12 protein-coding genes are annotated in these 16,689 nt (G+C 70.1%); 10 read left to right on the top strand and 2 right to left on the bottom strand.

Annotated features, from left to right (window positions below; translation table 11 throughout):
- The first annotated feature begins 301 nt into the window (after nt 1–301).
- The 10 genes from wecB (at nt 302) to ABB34_RS09190 (ending at nt 14,145) form a co-directional block, all read left to right on the top strand.
- The gene (gene wecB, locus ABB34_RS09235; RefSeq protein ID WP_057641032.1) at nt 302–1,468 is read left to right on the top strand and encodes a non-hydrolyzing UDP-N-acetylglucosamine 2-epimerase; all 1,167 of its coding nucleotides are present in this window, start codon (nt 302–304) and stop codon (nt 1,466–1,468) included.
- A 9-nt stretch (nt 1,469–1,477) separates the two neighbouring features.
- Complete coding sequence (locus tag ABB34_RS09230) at nt 1,478–3,673, top strand: hypothetical protein (RefSeq protein WP_057641031.1); 2,196 nt, start codon at nt 1,478–1,480, stop codon at nt 3,671–3,673.
- Nucleotides 3,674–3,679: 6 nt separating this feature from the next.
- A complete protein-coding gene (locus ABB34_RS09225; RefSeq protein ID WP_057641030.1) occupies nt 3,680–5,824 on the top strand; it encodes a glycosyl transferase family protein in 2,145 nt (714 codons plus the stop codon).
- Nucleotides 5,821–7,935, top strand: a complete 2,115-nt coding sequence (locus ABB34_RS09220) for an NfrA family protein (protein WP_083490141.1) — start codon at nt 5,821–5,823, stop codon at nt 7,933–7,935. The genes ABB34_RS09225 and ABB34_RS09220 overlap by 4 nt, the downstream gene beginning before the upstream one ends.
- 15 nt (nt 7,936–7,950) lie before the next feature.
- On the top strand, nt 7,951–8,649 hold the full coding sequence (locus tag ABB34_RS09215; RefSeq protein WP_083490140.1) for an alginate O-acetyltransferase AlgF: 699 nt from the start codon (nt 7,951–7,953) through the stop codon (nt 8,647–8,649).
- A 99-nt stretch (nt 8,650–8,748) separates the two neighbouring features.
- Complete coding sequence (locus ABB34_RS09210) at nt 8,749–9,678, top strand: alginate O-acetyltransferase AlgX-related protein (RefSeq protein WP_057641027.1); 930 nt, start codon at nt 8,749–8,751, stop codon at nt 9,676–9,678.
- A gap of 58 nt (nt 9,679–9,736) precedes the next feature.
- A complete protein-coding gene (locus ABB34_RS09205; RefSeq protein ID WP_057641026.1) occupies nt 9,737–10,807 on the top strand; it encodes an alginate O-acetyltransferase AlgX-related protein in 1,071 nt (356 codons plus the stop codon).
- A 12-nt stretch (nt 10,808–10,819) separates the two neighbouring features.
- Nucleotides 10,820–12,397 carry an MBOAT family O-acyltransferase gene (locus tag ABB34_RS09200; RefSeq protein ID WP_057641025.1) on the top strand — a complete coding sequence of 526 codons (1,578 nt, stop codon included), beginning with the start codon at nt 10,820–10,822 and terminating at the stop codon, nt 12,395–12,397.
- Between the two features lie 16 nt (nt 12,398–12,413).
- On the top strand, nt 12,414–12,647 hold the full coding sequence (locus ABB34_RS09195; protein WP_057641024.1) for an acyl carrier protein: 234 nt from the start codon (nt 12,414–12,416) through the stop codon (nt 12,645–12,647).
- A gap of 28 nt (nt 12,648–12,675) precedes the next feature.
- Entirely contained in the window at nt 12,676–14,145 is a 1,470-nt protein-coding gene (locus ABB34_RS09190; protein WP_057641023.1) for an AMP-binding protein, read from the top strand.
- 31 nt (nt 14,146–14,176) lie between these two features.
- Here ABB34_RS09190 and ABB34_RS09185 read toward each other — a convergent pair whose 3' ends face one another.
- The gene (locus ABB34_RS09185) at nt 14,177–15,109 is read right to left on the bottom strand and encodes a DUF4434 domain-containing protein (RefSeq protein WP_338062552.1); all 933 of its coding nucleotides are present in this window, start codon (nt 15,107–15,109) and stop codon (nt 14,177–14,179) included.
- A gap of 130 nt (nt 15,110–15,239) precedes the next feature.
- Nucleotides 15,240–16,556: an NCS2 family permease gene (locus ABB34_RS09180; RefSeq protein ID WP_057641021.1), complete on the bottom strand. Its 1,317-nt coding sequence runs from the start codon at nt 16,554–16,556 to the stop codon at nt 15,240–15,242.
- Nucleotides 16,557–16,689: the final 133 nt, after the last annotated feature.

The raw sequence follows: 16,689 nt of genomic DNA, 5'->3' as shown, positions 1-16,689 counted from the left end.
CCTTCCTCTATCTCGCCTCTATTCCAATGTGGCTGGATTGAATGTCGATTCGGCCTAGCATCGTCACTCCCTTCCCGGAGAAGGGGCGTTCATGCATGCGCGTGGCCGCGCCGTCATCCGCGCATTGCCACCCTGAAGGGAGATGGTTGCGTCCGCATGCGATTGCGGACCGACGGCAAGTGACGGATCGCGTCACTATCACCAGAAGCGGGCTGGCCGTATGGCCTACTGGCGCAGGCGAAGCACTTGCCCTAGAATTTGCGTGACGGACATCACAATTATTCCGCACGGAGCATCGTTGGTGAAGGTTCTTTCCGTTTTTGGCACCCGTCCGGAAGCAATCAAGATGGGGCCGCTGGTCCGGGCGCTCGGGGAAGCGCAACACATCGAATCGATCGTCTGCACCACGGGCCAGCACCGGGCGATGCTGGACCAGGTGATGTCGCTGTTCGGCATCGTCCCGGCGCATGACCTCGACGTCATGGTCGCCAACCAGACCCTCAACGGGCTGTGCTCGCGCCTGTTCGAACGGCTGGACGCGCTTTACGAACAGGTGAAGCCGGACCGCGTGCTGGTGCATGGCGACACCACCACCGCGATGACCGCGGCGGTGGCGGCCTTCCACCGCCGCATCCCGGTCGGCCACGTCGAGGCCGGCCTGCGTACCGGCGACGTGCAGCGCCCCTGGCCGGAGGAAATGAACCGCCGGGTGATCGACGTGGTTTCCGACTGGCTGTTCGCGCCCACCGCCAGCTCGCGCGCGAACCTGGAGCGCGAGCACCTCGGCGGCCGCATCGTCGTCACCGGCAACACCGTCATCGACGCCCTGCGGCAGACCGTGGCGCGGCTGGATGGCGACGGCGCGCTGCGCGCTGCGGTGGATGCGCCGTTCGGCATGCTCGACCCGCGGCGCCGCCTGCTGCTGGTGACCGGCCACCGCCGCGAGAGCTTCGGCAGCGGCTTCGAGAACATCTGCCGCGCGCTGGCCGAGCTGGCGGCGCGTGACGACCTGCAGGTCGTCTACCCGGTGCACCTCAATCCGAACGTGCAGGGGCCGGTCAACGCGCACCTGGGCGGCCTGCGCAACGTGCACCTGGTGCCGCCGCAGGACTACCTGAGCTTCGTGCGCCTGATGCAGCGCGCCGACGTGATCCTCACCGACTCCGGCGGCGTCCAGGAAGAGGCGCCGGCACTGGGCAAGCCGGTGCTGGTGATGCGCGACGTCACCGAGCGCCCGGAGGCCGTGGAGGCCGGCGTGGTGCGGCTGGTCGGCACCGAATCCGCGCGCATCGTCGCCGCGGTGATCGACGCGATTTCCGCGCCGCCGTCCGCCACCGGGTTCGATCCCGGCGCCAGCCCCTATGGCGACGGCCATGCCAGCGACCGCATCGTCGCCGCCCTGCTCGAGCAGCCGTTCACCGAGTTCCGGCCCGCATCCCGCGTTGCCGCCATCCCTTTCCCTGCATGAAGTGACGCCATGACCCAGACCGGCCGACATTTCCTCCTCTCCCTTGCCACCGCCTCGCTGCTGGTTGCCGCTTCGCCGGCCCGCGCCGCCGACACGGCCGCGGCGCAGTTCGGCGAATGGGCCGGCGACAACGTCGTGACCCGGCAGATGACGCTGCGCGACCTCGGTTTCCGCCAGCCGCTGACGCTCAGCGGCCAGGAGGACAAGCGCGAGATCTACCTGCCGGTGCCGGTCGGGGTGCCGACCCACGGGGCGCAGCTGCAACTGGATGGCCGCTACGTGCGCGGCCACACCGGGCGCACCTCGGGGCTGTGGTCGGTGGATGGCGACCCGGTCGCCGCGCGCTCGATCACCGATGCGCAGGGCGACGCCAGCCAGTTGCTGGGCATCGACGGCCTGCCGCGCGACAACGGTTTCGTGCGCGTCGGCGTGGGCTGGTGGTCGGTGGTGTCCGACTACCGTTGCGCCGACCAGAGTGCGCCGGCCAACGTGCTGCGGCTGTCGCCGGATTCGCGCTTCAGTTACCGCTTCGACAGCCGTGAGGTGGACACCGTGGCCAAGGCGTGGGGCGCACTGCCGCCGCGCGTGCGCCTGCTGGTGGACGGCAAGGCGCTGCAGGCGCCGGTCTACGATGCCGCCTGGCGCATCGGCACCGCGCTGCGCAATGGCGGCAAGCGCGTGGACGTGGTGGCGATGCCGGCGGTCGGCGGCAGCGTCGACCTGGACGGCGTGGCGGTCCCGGCCAGCCTGCGCGGCATTCCCGCCTATGCGGCACTGGCCGGCGGCGGCCGTGACCACCGCATCGCCGATCTGGCCGAAGTGGGCGCGCTGCTGTCCCTGCATGGCGACGGCCCGCTGGCCGCGGACGTGGTGATCGACAGCGAGCCGCTGCGCGCGGCCGTCCGCGCGGCGCTGGATGCGCTGGCCGCCCAGATTGCCTCTGCCGATAGCGATGCCTTCGCCGCCTGGCGCGCGGCATCCATGTCGTCGCTGGAGAAAGGCACGGGCGAGAGTTCGGTGGGCGTGGCCCCGGTCGCCGGCCGGCCGACCCTGCTGGTCAATCCCGCCGCCGGCGCCGAAGTGGCCGGCCTGCTGGGCGAGCAGTGGCGCAGTTATGCCTTGGGCCGCTCGCTGCAGGTCGAGCAGGCCAATACGCCGCCGGTGAGCGAGGACAGCGTTCTGCTCAGCCGCCTGGGCGGCAGCATGGCCGGCACGCTGGAAATCATCGCGCGCGGCGACCGCACCGCCACCTTCGAGCTGGGTGCGCTGTCGGCCGACGGGCGCCTGCCCGAGCAGGTGGTGATCGACGTGTCGGCGGCGCCGAACGCGGCCGGGCAGGGCGCGGTGGCGACGATCTACTTCAACGATTTCCTGCTCGGCGCGCGGGTCCTGAACACCGACGGCAAGCCGCAGCGGCTGGTCGCGCGGGTGCCCGCCTACGTGCTGGCGGCCCGCAACGAAGTGCGGGTGAGCTTCCTGCGCCAACCCGCGCGCCCGTATTGCCATGACCCGGCCACGGCCTTCCCGGTGTCGATCCTGCCCAGCAGCCACCTCAAGCTGGCCAAGCGCGACTTGGGGAACAGCTTCGTCGCCGCCGCCAGCCGGCTGGCGCACACGAACGACGTGTTCGTGCCCAAGGATTGGTTGCAGCAGGCGCCGGCGTCGCTGTCCACGGTGATCGCCATCGCCAGCGCCACGGGCGTCTCGCCGCAAGCGGCGCGCATGCAGGTGGCCGAGGCCGGCGCGGCGATCAAGCCGGAACACCCGTACGTGGCATTTGCATTGGCGCCATCGGGCGTCACCCCGGCGGCGCTGGACGGCGGCCACCTGGTGGTGGCCGGCAAGCCGCAGCCGCTGCTGGACCTGGCCGGGCTGGACCATGCCGCCGTGGTGCAGGTGGTGTCGGCCGGCGGCCACACCGGCGTGCTCTACAACACCCTGGGCAGCAGCGCGCCGTCGCTGGACGAGCCGTTCCGGCTGCTGCGCGGCGACCTGGCGGTGCTGGACGGCAGCGGCCGGGTCAGCGACTTCGACAGCCAGGACCCCTACGGCGCGCGCATGGCCGCCGAAGGCGACCCGCAGCCGTGGTGGCGCCAGCACATGGTGTGGCTGCTGCTGCTGGTCGGCGTGGTCGTGTTCATGCTGCTGGCCGCGCGCGTGGCCCAGGTGCGCCGTCGCCGCGCCGCCGCCAGCCAGGGGCATTGACCGGCGGTGAGCAGCCTGTTCTGGAACGTCTGGCTGGGCAACTACTACGCCGCCCTCGAATCGGTGGCGGTGGTGGTTGCCGTGCTGATCCTGATCTCCAGCCTCGATGACCTGTTCATCGACGCCTGGTACTGGGTCCGCGAAAGCTGGCGCACGCTGACGCTGAAGAAGCGCGCGGGCTACCGGCCGCTGACCCAGCAGGACCTGCTGCAGCGGCCGGAGCAGCCGCTGGCGATCATGGTGCCGGCGTGGATGGAATACGACGTCATCGCGCAGATGGTCGAGAACATGATCGACGTGCTCGATTACCACGAGTACGTGGTCTTCGTCGGCACCTACCCCAACGACGCGCAGACCATCGCCGAGGTGGAGCGCATGCAGCGGCGCTACCGCCGCCTGCAACGGGTGCAGGTGCCGCACGCCGGCCCGACCAGCAAGGCCGACTGCCTGAACTGGCTGGTGCTGGCGATCTTCGAGTACGAGCGGCGCAACGGCGTCGAGTTCGCCGGCGTGATCCTGCACGACAGCGAGGACGTGCTGCACCCGATGGAGCTGAAGTTCTTCAACTACCTGCTGCCGCGCAAGGACATGATCCAGCTGCCGGTGACCTCGCTGGACCGCGAGTGGTACGAACTGGTGGCCGGCGTCTACATGGACGAGTTCGCCGAATGGCACGCCAAGGACCTGGTGGTGCGCGAGAGCGTGTCCGGCATGGTGCCGTCGGCCGGCGTGGGCACCTGCTTCTCGCGGCGCGCGCTGCTGGCGCTGAGCGAGCAGACCGGCAACCAGCCGTTCAACACCGAGAGCCTGACCGAGGACTACGACGTCGGCGCGCGCCTGGCGGCGATGGGCATGCAGTCGATCTTCGCCCGCTTCCCGGTGCAGTTCCGCGTGCGGCGGCCGTCGTGGTTCGGCTGGGGCCCGGTGCGCGAGCGCACGGTGAGCATGGCGTTGTGCGTGCGCGAGTATTTCCCCGACAACTTCCGCGCCTCCTACCGGCAGAAGGCGCGCTGGGTGCTGGGCATCGGCCTGCAGAGCTGGGAGACGCTGGGCTGGCGCGGCTCGCTGGCGACCAAGTACCTGCTGGCGCGCGACCGCAAGGGCATCGTCACCTCGTTCGTCAGCATCGTCGCCTACGTGATCTTCCTGCAGTTGCTGCTGTTCTGGGCGCTGCGCGCGGCCGGGCTGTGGAGCCTGCAGTTCCCGACCATCTTCCAGGCCGGCACCTGGCAGATGAACATCGCCCTGTTCACCACCGCCGCGCTGGCGATGCGGGTGGTGCAGCGGTTCTACTTCGTCAACCGGCTCTACGGCTGGGAACACGCGTTGATGTCGATCCCGCGGATGGTGGTCGGCAACGTGGTCAACTTCATGGCCGCCGCCCGCGCGTGGCGCGTGTTCCTGCTGTACCTGCTGTTCGGCAAGCGCATGGTGTGGGACAAGACCATGCACGACTTCCCGTCGGCGTCGCAGCTGGTGCACACGCGCAAGCGCCTGGGCGAACTGCTCACCACTTGGCAGGCCATTGCCCCCGAGCGCGTGGAGCAGGCCCTGCAGCAACAGGAAGGCGGGCGCCAGCAGCCGCTGGGGCGGATCCTCGTGTCGCAGGGCTGGCTGGACGACGAGACCCTGGCCGAGGCCATCGCCTTCCAGGGCGACCTGCACCGCGCCAGCATCGACGTGGACTACCTGCGGCAGGGGCAATTCCCGCTGCCGGTCGAGAACTGCGTGCACTGGCGCCTGCTGCCGCTGCCGACCGGAACCACGGACGTATTGCGCGTGGCCGTGGCCAACCCGCTGGCCGAGGCCACGCTGGAGCAGCTGCGGCAACTGGCCGGCGCCACCCGGGTCGAGCAGGAAGTGGCCCGCGAAAGCGAGATCAACGCCGGGCTGCGCCTGATCAACGGCGACAACTGGCGCATCGACAGCGTGCCGCTGCTCGGCGACCTGCTGGTGGAGATGAAGCTGATCGACCATGACCGCTTCGAGATGGTGCTGAGCGACTACCGCCCGCAGCGCGACGGCCGCATCGGCGACTACCTGGTGCGCAAGGGCGTGGCCACCGAACAGGCGGTGGCGCGGGCAATGGAGGAACAGCGGCTGCGTTCCCGGCGGATGGAACAGGCAGCGCAGGGGGCACGGCGGGCATGAGGGCATCCACGCTTTCCACCGTGATCGCCTTGGCATTGGCGATGGCAACGCCGGTGCTGGCTGCCGAAGAGCTGCCATTGACGGGCACCGCCTATCGCATTGCCGAGGAGGCCTATGCCGCCTACGCGCGCGGCGACTATGCGCGGGCGACGGAGCAGGCGCGGGAGGCGGTGCGCCTGCGGCCGGACGTGGCCCGGCTGCATGACCTGCTGCGCAGCGCGGAGGCCGCGCGCGCCGCGAGTGCATCGGGCGCATCGGGCAAGCAATCGCTGCCCGCGGCGAAAACGCCCGCGCAGCTGCGCGAGGAGCGTGCCTGGCAGGCGGCCGACGGCGCCTACAAGGCCTACAACGAGGGCCGCTTCGCCGATGCCGAGCAGGGCGCGCGGCAGTCGCTGCGGTTGCAGGCGGACAACGCGGCCATGCACGTCCTGCTGGTCCATGCGCTGGACAAGCAGGACCAATTGCGGGAGGCGGCGACGGCGGCGGAACAGGGCGTCGCCGGATTCCCCGACGACGAATCGCTGCTGGCCTTGCGCGACCGCCTGCATCGGCGCATGGCCGCCGGGCCCGCGAACGCGGCCTGGGCCATGCTCCAGCGCAAGGACTACGACGGGGCGGCGGCCGCCGCTGGCGAAGCGGTCGGGTATGCGCCGGACATTCCCAGCTACTGGTACCTCCAGGTCGGCGCATTGCTGATGCAGGGGCGCGACGCCGATGCCGACGCGGTCGCGTCGCGCGCGCTGGAACAGGATGGGCAGGACGCCTTCGCCCTGATCCTGCGTGCCTATGCACGGGCGCGCGGGCACGACATGGCGGCGGCGCGGGCCGACATGGAACTGGCGCAGCGGCAGGACTGGCTATCGGAACAGGAAGCCGGGCGGATACGCCTCGTCGCGCAGGACATCGCCGGCGGCGGCATCGCCAAGGGCAGCCCAGAGGTCTTCTGTACCGGCGAGCAGGAAGACATGCGCTGCAGCGTGGAACCGGCCGGCAGCAGCACCAACCTGGCCGGCCCCGGCTATGAAGCGGCGACCGCGTTCTATGCCGCCCAGGCGCGCAGGGATTTCGCGGCGGCGGCGACGCATGCGCGGCAGGCGCTGGCGGCCGATGGCGGCAACACGGCCTACCGGGTGATGCTGGCCGACGCGCTGGCCATGTCCGGCCAGGCCGGGCCGGCACGCACGGAACTGGCTGCGTTGTCCGCCCACGGGGCATTGGCCGACGAACAGCTGCTGGCGGCGGCCTATGCCGCGCAGCGGGCCAACGAGAATGCGCTGGCCTCGAGCTGGTTCAGGCAGGCGGTGGACGCCATCGACGCCGGGCGGCTGCAGGAGGGCGCGGAAGCCCGGAGGAACATCACCGGGGTGGTGTCCGACCTGGAGAGGACGTGGGGCTTCAATGCCGCGCTCGGCTTCGGCACCGTGGGCGTGATGAGCCCCGCCTTCGCCCCTTCGCTGAGCGCAAGGCGTGCGCTGCAGTCCAGCGAGGAGCTCTACTGGCGCCCGCCGGGGATCGGCAACCGCAACGGCACGCGGGTGGAACTGTTCGTGCGCATGGGCCAGACCCTGTACGACGGCACCGGCGGGGCGACGGGAGCGGGCACCAACCAGGTGGTGGTGGGTGCGCGCTGGAAGCCGCTGCGGCAGCAGAACGTGGTCCTCGGGCTGGAGCACTTCGTCGATGCCGGGCAATACGCGCGCCGCGACTGGCTGGCGCGGGTGGCCTGGTCCGACGGCAACGGCGGCAGCTTCCGCGACGATGCCCGGTCCTGGGGCTACTGGAATGCCTATGCCGAGGCCGACCGCTTCCTCGAGAGTTCGCAGACGCTGGGCACGCTGAACCTCGCCGTGGGCAGGGCCTATCGCCTCGACCGGTTTTGCACGAACTGCGTCGGCATCGTGCATGTCTCGGCCAACGTCGATTACGACAGCGAGCTGGCCCGGAAGGCGACCCTGGGCGCAGGCCCCGGGGTGTCGCTGCGCCGCTGGTTCCGCGGGGACACGTACCACTCGCCGCGCTCGTCCATCGAGCTGAACCTGCAATACCGGGTGCGCCTGGCCGGGGACGACCGGTCGCGGGGCGTCTTCGCGGGCCTGTATTTTTCATATTGACGGAAGGAATCTCTGATGCACGAGCATCGATGGTCGATGAAGGGCCTGGCCAGGTGGGTGCCGGTGGCGGCGCTGCTGTGCCTGCCGGTGGCGGCGGGCGCACAGAAGGGGAATGCGGCCGATGACGTCGCACGCCTGTATGCGTTGCCGCCCGCCGGCTTCATCCACGTGCGCGTGGTCAACGCCGGTTCCGTGCCGGTGGCGGTGCAGGTGGGCGAGCAGCGCGTCGAGAGGCTGTCCACGGCCGGGCGCATGGCGTCGGATTATTTCGCGCAGCCGGGCGGCGGCGACTTCCAGGTGCGTGTCGATGGAAAGCGCGTCCGCGTGGACCAGCCGGCGCCGCAGGGCGGGTTCGTCACCCTGCTGCTGAAGGACGGCGGCACGCCGTCCGCGGACGTGGTCGTGGACAAGGCGGCCAGCGGCGCCGAGTTGAAGGCGCAGTTGACCCTGTACAACCTGGTCCGCGGATGCACGGCGGAACTGCGGCTTGCCGCCGGTGCGGTCGTGCTGCCGTCGGTACCCGCGTTTTCAAGCGAGGTCCGTGCGGTCAATCCGGTGGCTGCGCAGTTGACCGGGGGATGCGGCGACGTGGCATCGGCACCCTTGCAGCTGCCTGCGCTGCGGGCGGGGGACCGCTACAGCCTGTTCCTGTTCGGTCCGGCCGGTGCCCCCGTGCTCAAGGGCCAGCAGGCGCGTACCGAACCCTATCGATGATGCCGGCCACGACCGGGCGGGGCCCCGGCCGTGGCAGATGACAGGAAACAACCGATGTTCAGATCAAGCACGCTTTCCCGTCCGTATGGATGGGGCGTCATGGGGATCCTGCTGGCGCTTGCCGCCAGCATCCCGGCCCACGCCCAGTCCGCGCTGGTCGGCAAGGAGGGCTGGGTGTTCTATGCCGGGGACGAGATCCTCCATTCGGACATGCAGGCCGTGCACCGGAACGTGGCGTTGATGCGCGACGCCGGGGAGCAGTTGCAGGCCGCCGGCGTGGGACTGGTGGTGGTCGTGGTTCCGCTCAAGGCGCGGCTTGCGCAGCAGAAGCTGCCGGAGGGCGTCGTGCTGGGCGATGCGGTGCAGGAGCGCTATGCCGCGATCATGCGCGAATTCGCCGCCGCCGGGGTCGTGGCGACCGACGCGATGCGGGCGCTGGCGGCCGTGCAGGCGCAGGGCATGCCGGCGTTCTTCAGGACCGATTCGCACTGGACGGCCTGGAGCGCGGAGGCCACCGGCGTGGCGACCGCGGAGCTGATCAAGCGCCATTGGTCGCTGTCGGGCCAGCCCGGCACCGGCAAACGGCTGGGACCCTGGGTCAAGGAGCGCCGCTTCAGCGACCTGGCCGACCTGATGGGGGCCGCGCAGCGCAAGGCCATCGGCCCGGAGGTGTTCACCATCCGCAACCCGGACGCCGAAGGCGGGCTGCTGGACGACGACGTCGCCGTGGTGCACGTGGTGGGGAACAGCAGCGCCCAGCCCTACCTGGGGTTCTCCCAGGCGCTGTCGAACGGCATCGACCGCCCCGTCGGCCTGTCGTGGAAGTACGGCAATTTCGGGCCGTGGGCGGTGCTCCTGGAATACCTGGAGTCGCCGGAGTTCAGGGAGCACCGGCCGCAGGTGCTGGTGTGGCAGCTGGACGAGTCGCAGATGCTGTACGGCCCGGATGCGCCGGGGCAGTGGGACAACGCCTCGACCATGAGCGAACAGCAGTGGCGGCAGCGGCTGCGCGGCGCGCTGGGACAGTGAGCCGATGACTACGCGACCTTCCGCGCCGGCGCCCCTGCCGGCCGCGGTTCCGCCAGACATGCACCGCCCCACCGCGTGGGTGGTCCTCGTGCTGCTGTTCGCGGGCTTCTGCTCGGGAATCGGGCTACTGGCCAATGCCCGCATGGCCGGGGGAACACTGGCACCCGCGCGTTGGCTCGACGGCGAGGCCGGGAAGACGGTCAACCAGGCGCTGAAGCTGCCGCTGCAGCCGCAGGTGGACGCGCACGTGGCGGCATTGCGCTACCGCCTGCTCGGCGATGCCGGCCCGCAGGTCGTGCTGGGGTGCCCGGGCTGGCTGTTCTACCGCGATGGCCTGCGCCCACCGGTGGGGCAGGGCGAGGACGCCTTTGCCGCCCGCGTGCGCCTGATGCGCCATTGGTCGCGGCAGCTGCAGGCCGGCGGCATGCAGCTGATGGTCGTGGTGGTGCCGGACAAATCGCGGATCGAGCAGGCGCACACCTGTGGCCTGCCCTATTCGGGGCAGGCGCGGCAACGCCTCGGCCAGTGGCAGGCGGCCCTGGACGAGGCCGGCGTGCCCACGGTGGACCTCCTGCCGGTACTCGGGGACGGCCGGGTGCAGGGCTTCTTCCGTACCGACGTGCACATGAACCGGACCGGCGCGCAGCTGGCCGCCGACGCGGTCGCGGAAACGGCGCTGCCCCTGCTCGGCGGCAAGGGAACGCAGCGGTTCGAGGTGTCGACGGCGGATGCCCCCGAGCCGCGGATGGGCGACCTGATCGTGCTGGCCGGCCTGGAGCATGCCCCGGCGGCGTGGCGCCCGGCGCTGGACATGGAGGCGCCGCAAACGATGGTTCCGGTGCACGACGGCGGTCTGCTCGACGATGCGCCGCCGGTGGAGGTGCTGTTGCTGGGCAGTTCCAACAGCCTGCGCAGCCTGTTCGCCGAGCGCCTGGGCAATGCGCTGGGGCGCGAGGTATGGAACCACAGCCGGGACGGCGGGCAGTTCGCCGGCGCCCTGCTGGAGGCATGGCCGCAGCGCGGGCAGTGGCCGGCCAGCCTGAAGCTGGTCGTCTGGGAGTTCTCGGAAATGGCGCTGTCGCTGCCGTTGACCGACGAAGAGCGGGCCGCACTGGCCGATATCGAATAAGCGCGGGCGACGATGCTGTTCAATTCCTTCCTGTTCCTGTTGATCTTCCTGCCGGTCGCGCTGGGCATGCACTACCTGCTCGGCGCGTTGCGGCCGAAGCTGGCCGCGCTCTGGCTGTGCGTGGCGTCGCTGCTGTTCTACGGCTGGTGGAACCCGCAGTTCGTGCTGCTGCTGTCCGGGTCGATCCTGTTCAACTACCTGGCGAGCCTGGCCATCCTCGCGTTGGCCGCGCGGCCGCGCATGCAGACGCTGGCGACCGGCCTGGCCGTCGCCGCCGACCTGCTGATGCTGGTGCATTACAAGTACTTCGCGTCGATGGTGAATTTCGTCCACGACCTGGGCTTCGCCGTCGGGCCGATGGATGCGCTGATCCTGCCGCTGGGCATTTCCTTCTTCACCTTCACCCAGATCGGCTACCTGCTGGATTGCCGGTCCGGCTCGGCCAATGACCGCAGCCCGCTCAGCTACGTGCTGTTCGTGACCTTCTTCCCGCACCTGATCGCCGGCCCGATCCTGCACCACAAGGAGATGATGCCGCAGTTCAGCAAGGTCGAGACCTACCGCTTCAGCGCCGACAACCTGTCGGTGGGCGGCATGCTGTTCGTGATCGGCCTGGCCAAGAAGGTGCTGCTGGCCGATGGCATCGCGCCGTACGCCGATGCGGGCTTCGCCGACACCGGCGGCCTGCAGTTGTGGGGGGCATGGGCCGCCGCGCTGAGCTATGCGCTGCAGGTGTATTTCGACTTTTCCGGTTATTCGGACATGGCGCTGGGGCTGGCGCGGATGTTCGGCATCCGTTTCCCGCTGAACTTCAATTCGCCGTACAAGGCCACCAGCATCATCGACTTCTGGGCGCGCTGGCACATCACCCTGACGCGCTACATCACCGCCTACCTCTACTACCCGCTGGCGATGGCGGTCACCCGCTGGCGCACCCGCCACGGCCGCGCCAACGGGCCCGGCGCGGCGCGCACGCCGGGCGGGTTCTGCATGCTGATCGTGCTGCCCACCACCTTCGCGATGGGGCTGGCGGGCGTCTGGCACGGGGCGGGCATGCAGTTCCTGGTGTTCGGGCTGCTGCATGCCGCCTACCTGTCGATCAACCACGCATGGCGGCTGCTGCGCGGCGGCAAGCCGGCGGCACTGCAGCAGGGCCACTGGCTGCAACGGGCCGGCTACGTGCTGCTGACCTTCGTCGCGGTGCTGGTGGCGCAGGCCTTCTTCCGCGCCGACGGCGTGGCCGATGCGTGGCGCCTGGTGCAGGGCATGGCCGGCCTGCACGGCTGGGAGGGTCTCGGCCACCTGCAGGGCGTCGCCGGGCTCGGCTTCGCCGACGGGTGGCGGCTGCTGGTCGGGCACCACCTGCAGGGGCTGTACCTGGCCGGGCTGCTGGGCATCGTCTGGCTGGCGCCGAACGTGCACCAGATCATGGGCGTGTATTCGCCCGCGCTGGCCAGGCCGGACCCGCCGGCGCGCACATGGATGCGCTGGCAGCCCAACGTGGCGTGGCTGATGGTGATGCTGCTGTTGCTGGCGCTGTGCCTGCTCAACCTGCACAAGGAAGCCCGCTTCCTTTACTTCCAGTTCTGAACGAGGTGAAACCGACATGGACATGCTTGCCCTGCAAAACCAACTGATCGACACCATCGAGGCGGTCATCGGCGTGTGCGTGCAGCCCGACGAATACATGGAGCCGCTGTTCGATTCCATGTCCAAGGTGCAGCTGATGGTCGAGGTGAAGGACCGCCTCGGCGTCACCCTGCCGGTGGACGAGATAGACATGCTGGTCGAGTCGGTGCAGGTGCTGGCCGACTACGTCGCCGCGCGCGGCAAGCGCTGACCCAGGGTTACAGGACGGAGCCGCACGCATGCGTTTCGATTTCGATGACTGCCGGTTTGTCGAGCTGGACGTGGCCCGGCAGGCGCCTGCGCTGCATGGCGCCGAAGGGGTGATGGACTGGACCGGCCTGCACCTGGCGACCGAGCGCTGGATGGAGCGGGCGCGGGCCGCCGGGATCGGCGCCGGCCATGCCGTGGTCATCAGCGGGCACAAGGAGATGGCGTTCGTGGTGGCCATGCTGGGCTGCCTGCAGCTGGGCGCGGCCTACGTGCCGGTGGATACCATCAACCCGGCGGCGCGGCTGCACAGGATCACCGGCTTGGTGCATGCGCAGGCGGTCTATGACGCCGCGGCGGACGCGTTCCTGCCGGGCGTGGCCGAACCCCGGCCGCTGGCCGAACCCGGCCTGGCCTACGTGATGTTCACCTCCGGCAGCACCGGCGACCCGAAAGGCGTGCAGATCGGCCGGGACAGCGTGGCGCTGTTCGCCGGCTGGATCCGCGACTGCCTGGCGCTGGGCACCGCGCCGGCGCTGATGAACCAGATGCTGTTCAGCTTCGACTTCTCGCTGTTCGACCTGTGCGGCGCGCTCGCGCTGGGCGGCAGTTGCGCACTGTGCCCGCGCGAGGTCATCGCCGACAGCGAGCGCTTCATCGACCGCCTGCAGCAGGCACAGGTGGCGGTGTGGGCCTCGACCCCGTCCTTCGTGCGCCAGCAGATGCTGAATCCCCGTTTCGATGCGGCGCACCTGCCGGCGCTGCGCGTGTTCGTGTTCGGCGCCGAATCGCTGACCCCGCGCGTGGCCGAGGAGTTGTGGGCGCGCTTCCCGCAGGCGCGCATCATCAATTCCTACGGGCCCACCGAGGCCACCTGTTCCACCACCTGGGTGGAAATCGGCCCGGCCCTGCGCGCCGCCGCGCCCAACCCGTTCCCGGTCGGCGTGGCCAAGCCCTATGCGGAGGTATTCATCGACGACGGTGAAATCTGCATGGCGGGCGACCACGTGATGCGCGGCTACCTCGAACGCCCGGACCTGGATGCCGGCGTGTTGTTCGAGCACAAGGGCAAGCGCGCCTACCGCAGCGGCGACCTCGGCGACATGGATGCGCAGGGGCGGGTCCATTTCCGCGGGCGCAAGGACGACCAGATAAAGTTGAACGGCTACCGCATCGAACTGGCCGAGGTGGATACGGCCCTGTCCGCGTTGCCCGGCGCCATCGCCGGGGCGACGATGGTGCTGCGGCGCCCGGACGGCTCGCCGATGCGGATGGTGGGCTTCATCGAGCTTGCGCAGCCGGGGGAGGGCGCCGTGCAGCCGCTGCCTGCCCCGCTCCAGGACTGGAAGGCGCTGCTGGCGCAGCGCGTGCCTGCCTACATGGTGCCCTCGGAACTGCTGGTGCTGGGCAGCCTGCCTTCCACCGCCAGCGACAAGGTGGATCGCAAGCAGCTGGAGCAGTGCTACGCGCAGGCGCGCGCCGCCGGAAGCATGCGGCGCTGACCCTGCCGGCCGCCGCTGCGGGGGGGCCGCTTCAGAGGTTCCACCGGCGCCGCAAGGCCCGTGCCTTGGGGCTGCCCTGGGTGAGCCACGGTTCCAGTGCGTACGCCAGTATGTTGTCGGCGCCGCTGTCGCGCGCCCATTGCAGCTGGCGCTTCACGCGGTTGAAATCGGCGCTCTCGGCCTTGAAGTCGCTGCCGTCGCCGATGGTGTCCGGGTGCTGGTGGAACAGTTCGACGATGACGTCGAAGCCGATCCCGCGCTGCCGGAACATGGCCAGCAGCGGCTCCAGCGCGTGCAGGTTGGCCTCGCCGGCGGCGCCGACCCCGTCCTGCACCATCGGGCGCAGCTCCAGTTCTTCCAGCAGGTAGGCCCACAGCGCGGTCAGCTTGCTGTTGCCGGGCAGCCGGCTGTAATAGGTGGAAATGGCACAGTCGCCGCCGTGCTGGCGCGTGGCCTCCTGCAGCCCGTGCAGCCAGTCGCGCAGCCATTGCAGGCGTGCCGGCGAAGTCCAGTGGTACTGCTCCAGTTCGTAGGGCAGGTACCAGCCGGCGAAGCGGTTGCGGAGCGGCAGTCGCGATTGCTGCAGCCAGTCGCGGGCGCGCTGCAGGCTGCCGGAGAAGAAGGCCCGCAACTGCGCGTCGTCGCCGCCGATGGCCTGCCACCACGCATGCTCGAAGGGCAGACCCACGCGCACGTCGATGCCGGCGCCGTCGGCGGCCTTGAACAACAGGGCGAGGCTGGTGTCGGACAGCTGCCAGTCCCCTTCTTCGCCACCGAGGATGCCGGCCCATTGCAGCACCAGCTGCCGGCACCCTGCGCGCCGGGCCAGCTTCATCGAGCGCTGCCAGTCCGACGCGGTCCACGACAGGTGTTCCAGCCACGGTTGCAGGAAGGTGCCGTCCACCTGTTCCGGCTGCGAGCAGCCCGGCAGGGCGGACAGCGCCACCGCGGGGGGGGCCAGCATGGCCAGTTTCAGCAATCGCCTGCGGGTGCTGGAAACCCGGTCGGGCGGGGAGGCGGCGTCGTTCATCGGTCGCGTGGCTTGACGGGGCGATTGCCGGAATCATTGCAGGCCGGATGGTAACCGGGGGATGTCACTCCAGCGCGAAGCGCAGCACGAACAATCCCGCCACCAGCCACAGCGCCGGCCGCGCCTCGCGCCAGCGGCCGGTGCCCGCCTTCAGCGCGGCATAGGCGATGAAGCCGAACGCCAGCCCATTGGCGATGGAGTAGGTGAACGGCATCGCCAGCGCGCACAACGCCGCCGGCACCGATTCGGTCAGGTCGCCCCATTCCACGTTGACCAGTTCGCGCAGCATCAGCCCGGCCACGAACAGCAGCGCCGGCGCGGTGGCGTAGGCCGGCACCATCGCCGCCAGCGGCGAGAACAGCAGCGCGGCCAGGAACAGTGCGGCGACCACCAGCGCGGTCAAGCCGGTGCGGGCGCCGACCTGCACGCCCGAGGCGCTCTCGGCGAAGGCGGTGGTGGAACTGGTGCCGAGCAGCGAGCCAGAGACAATTGCGGTGCTGTCGGCCAGCAGCGCGCGGCCGAAGCGCTTCCTGCCATCGGCCAGGTCCAGCAGGCCGGCGCGACCGACCACGCCGTACAGGGTGCCGGTGGCGTCGAACACTTCCACCAGCACGAACACCAGCACCACCTGCAGCAGCACCGCCAGCGGCGCGCCGCCGTCGTGGTGCAGCAGGCCGGGCAGGTCCAGTTGCAGGAAGGTGGGGGCGAGGCTCGGCGGCAGCGACACCAGCCCGTGGTAGCGCACGTCGCCGATCAACCAGCCGGTGGCGGTGACGGCGAGGATGCCGATCAGGATCGCGCCATGCACCTTGCGCGCTTCCAGCACCGCGATCAGCAGGAAGCCGGCCAGCGCCAGCAGTGGCGGCGCGGCATCGAGCTTGCCGAGCGCCACCATCGTGTCGGCGTTGGCGACGATCACCCCGGATTTCTGCAAGGCGATGATCGCCAGGAACAGGCCGATGCCGGCGACGATCGCCGAGCGCAGCGAAGTCGGGATGCCGGCCACCAGCCACGCGCGGATGCCGCTGAGCGAGAGCAGCAGGAACACGATACCGGAGATGAACACCGCCGCCAGCGCCTGCTGCCACGGCAGCCCGGCCGCGCCGACCACGGTGAAGGCGAAGAACGCGTTCAGGCCCATGCCCGGCGCCATGCCGACCGGGAAGTTCGCTGCCAGTGCCATCACCGCCGAGCCGATCGCCGCGGCCAGGCAGGTGGCGACGAACACCGCGCCCGGGTCCATGCCGGTGGTGCCGAGGATGTCCGGGTTGACGAAGACGATGTAGGACATCGTCAGGAAGGTGGTTAGCCCGGCCAGCACCTCGGTGCGGATGTTGGTGCCGTGCTGGCGGAGCTTGAACAGGCGGTCGGGGAGGGACATGGGAGGGATTCGGGAGAGGCTGGGGAAGGAACCCTTCTCCCATCGGGAGAAGGTGCCCGAAGGGCGGATGAGGGGCGAACGGAGTCCATGATGGTTGAACCAACGGGACTCCATTGCCCCTCACCCCAACCCC

Origin of the sequence: Stenotrophomonas daejeonensis, assembly GCF_001431505.1 — a bacterium.
GTDB lineage: Bacteria > Pseudomonadota > Gammaproteobacteria > Xanthomonadales > Xanthomonadaceae > Stenotrophomonas > Stenotrophomonas daejeonensis.
This window is presented reverse-complemented; position numbering and strand designations above follow the sequence as displayed.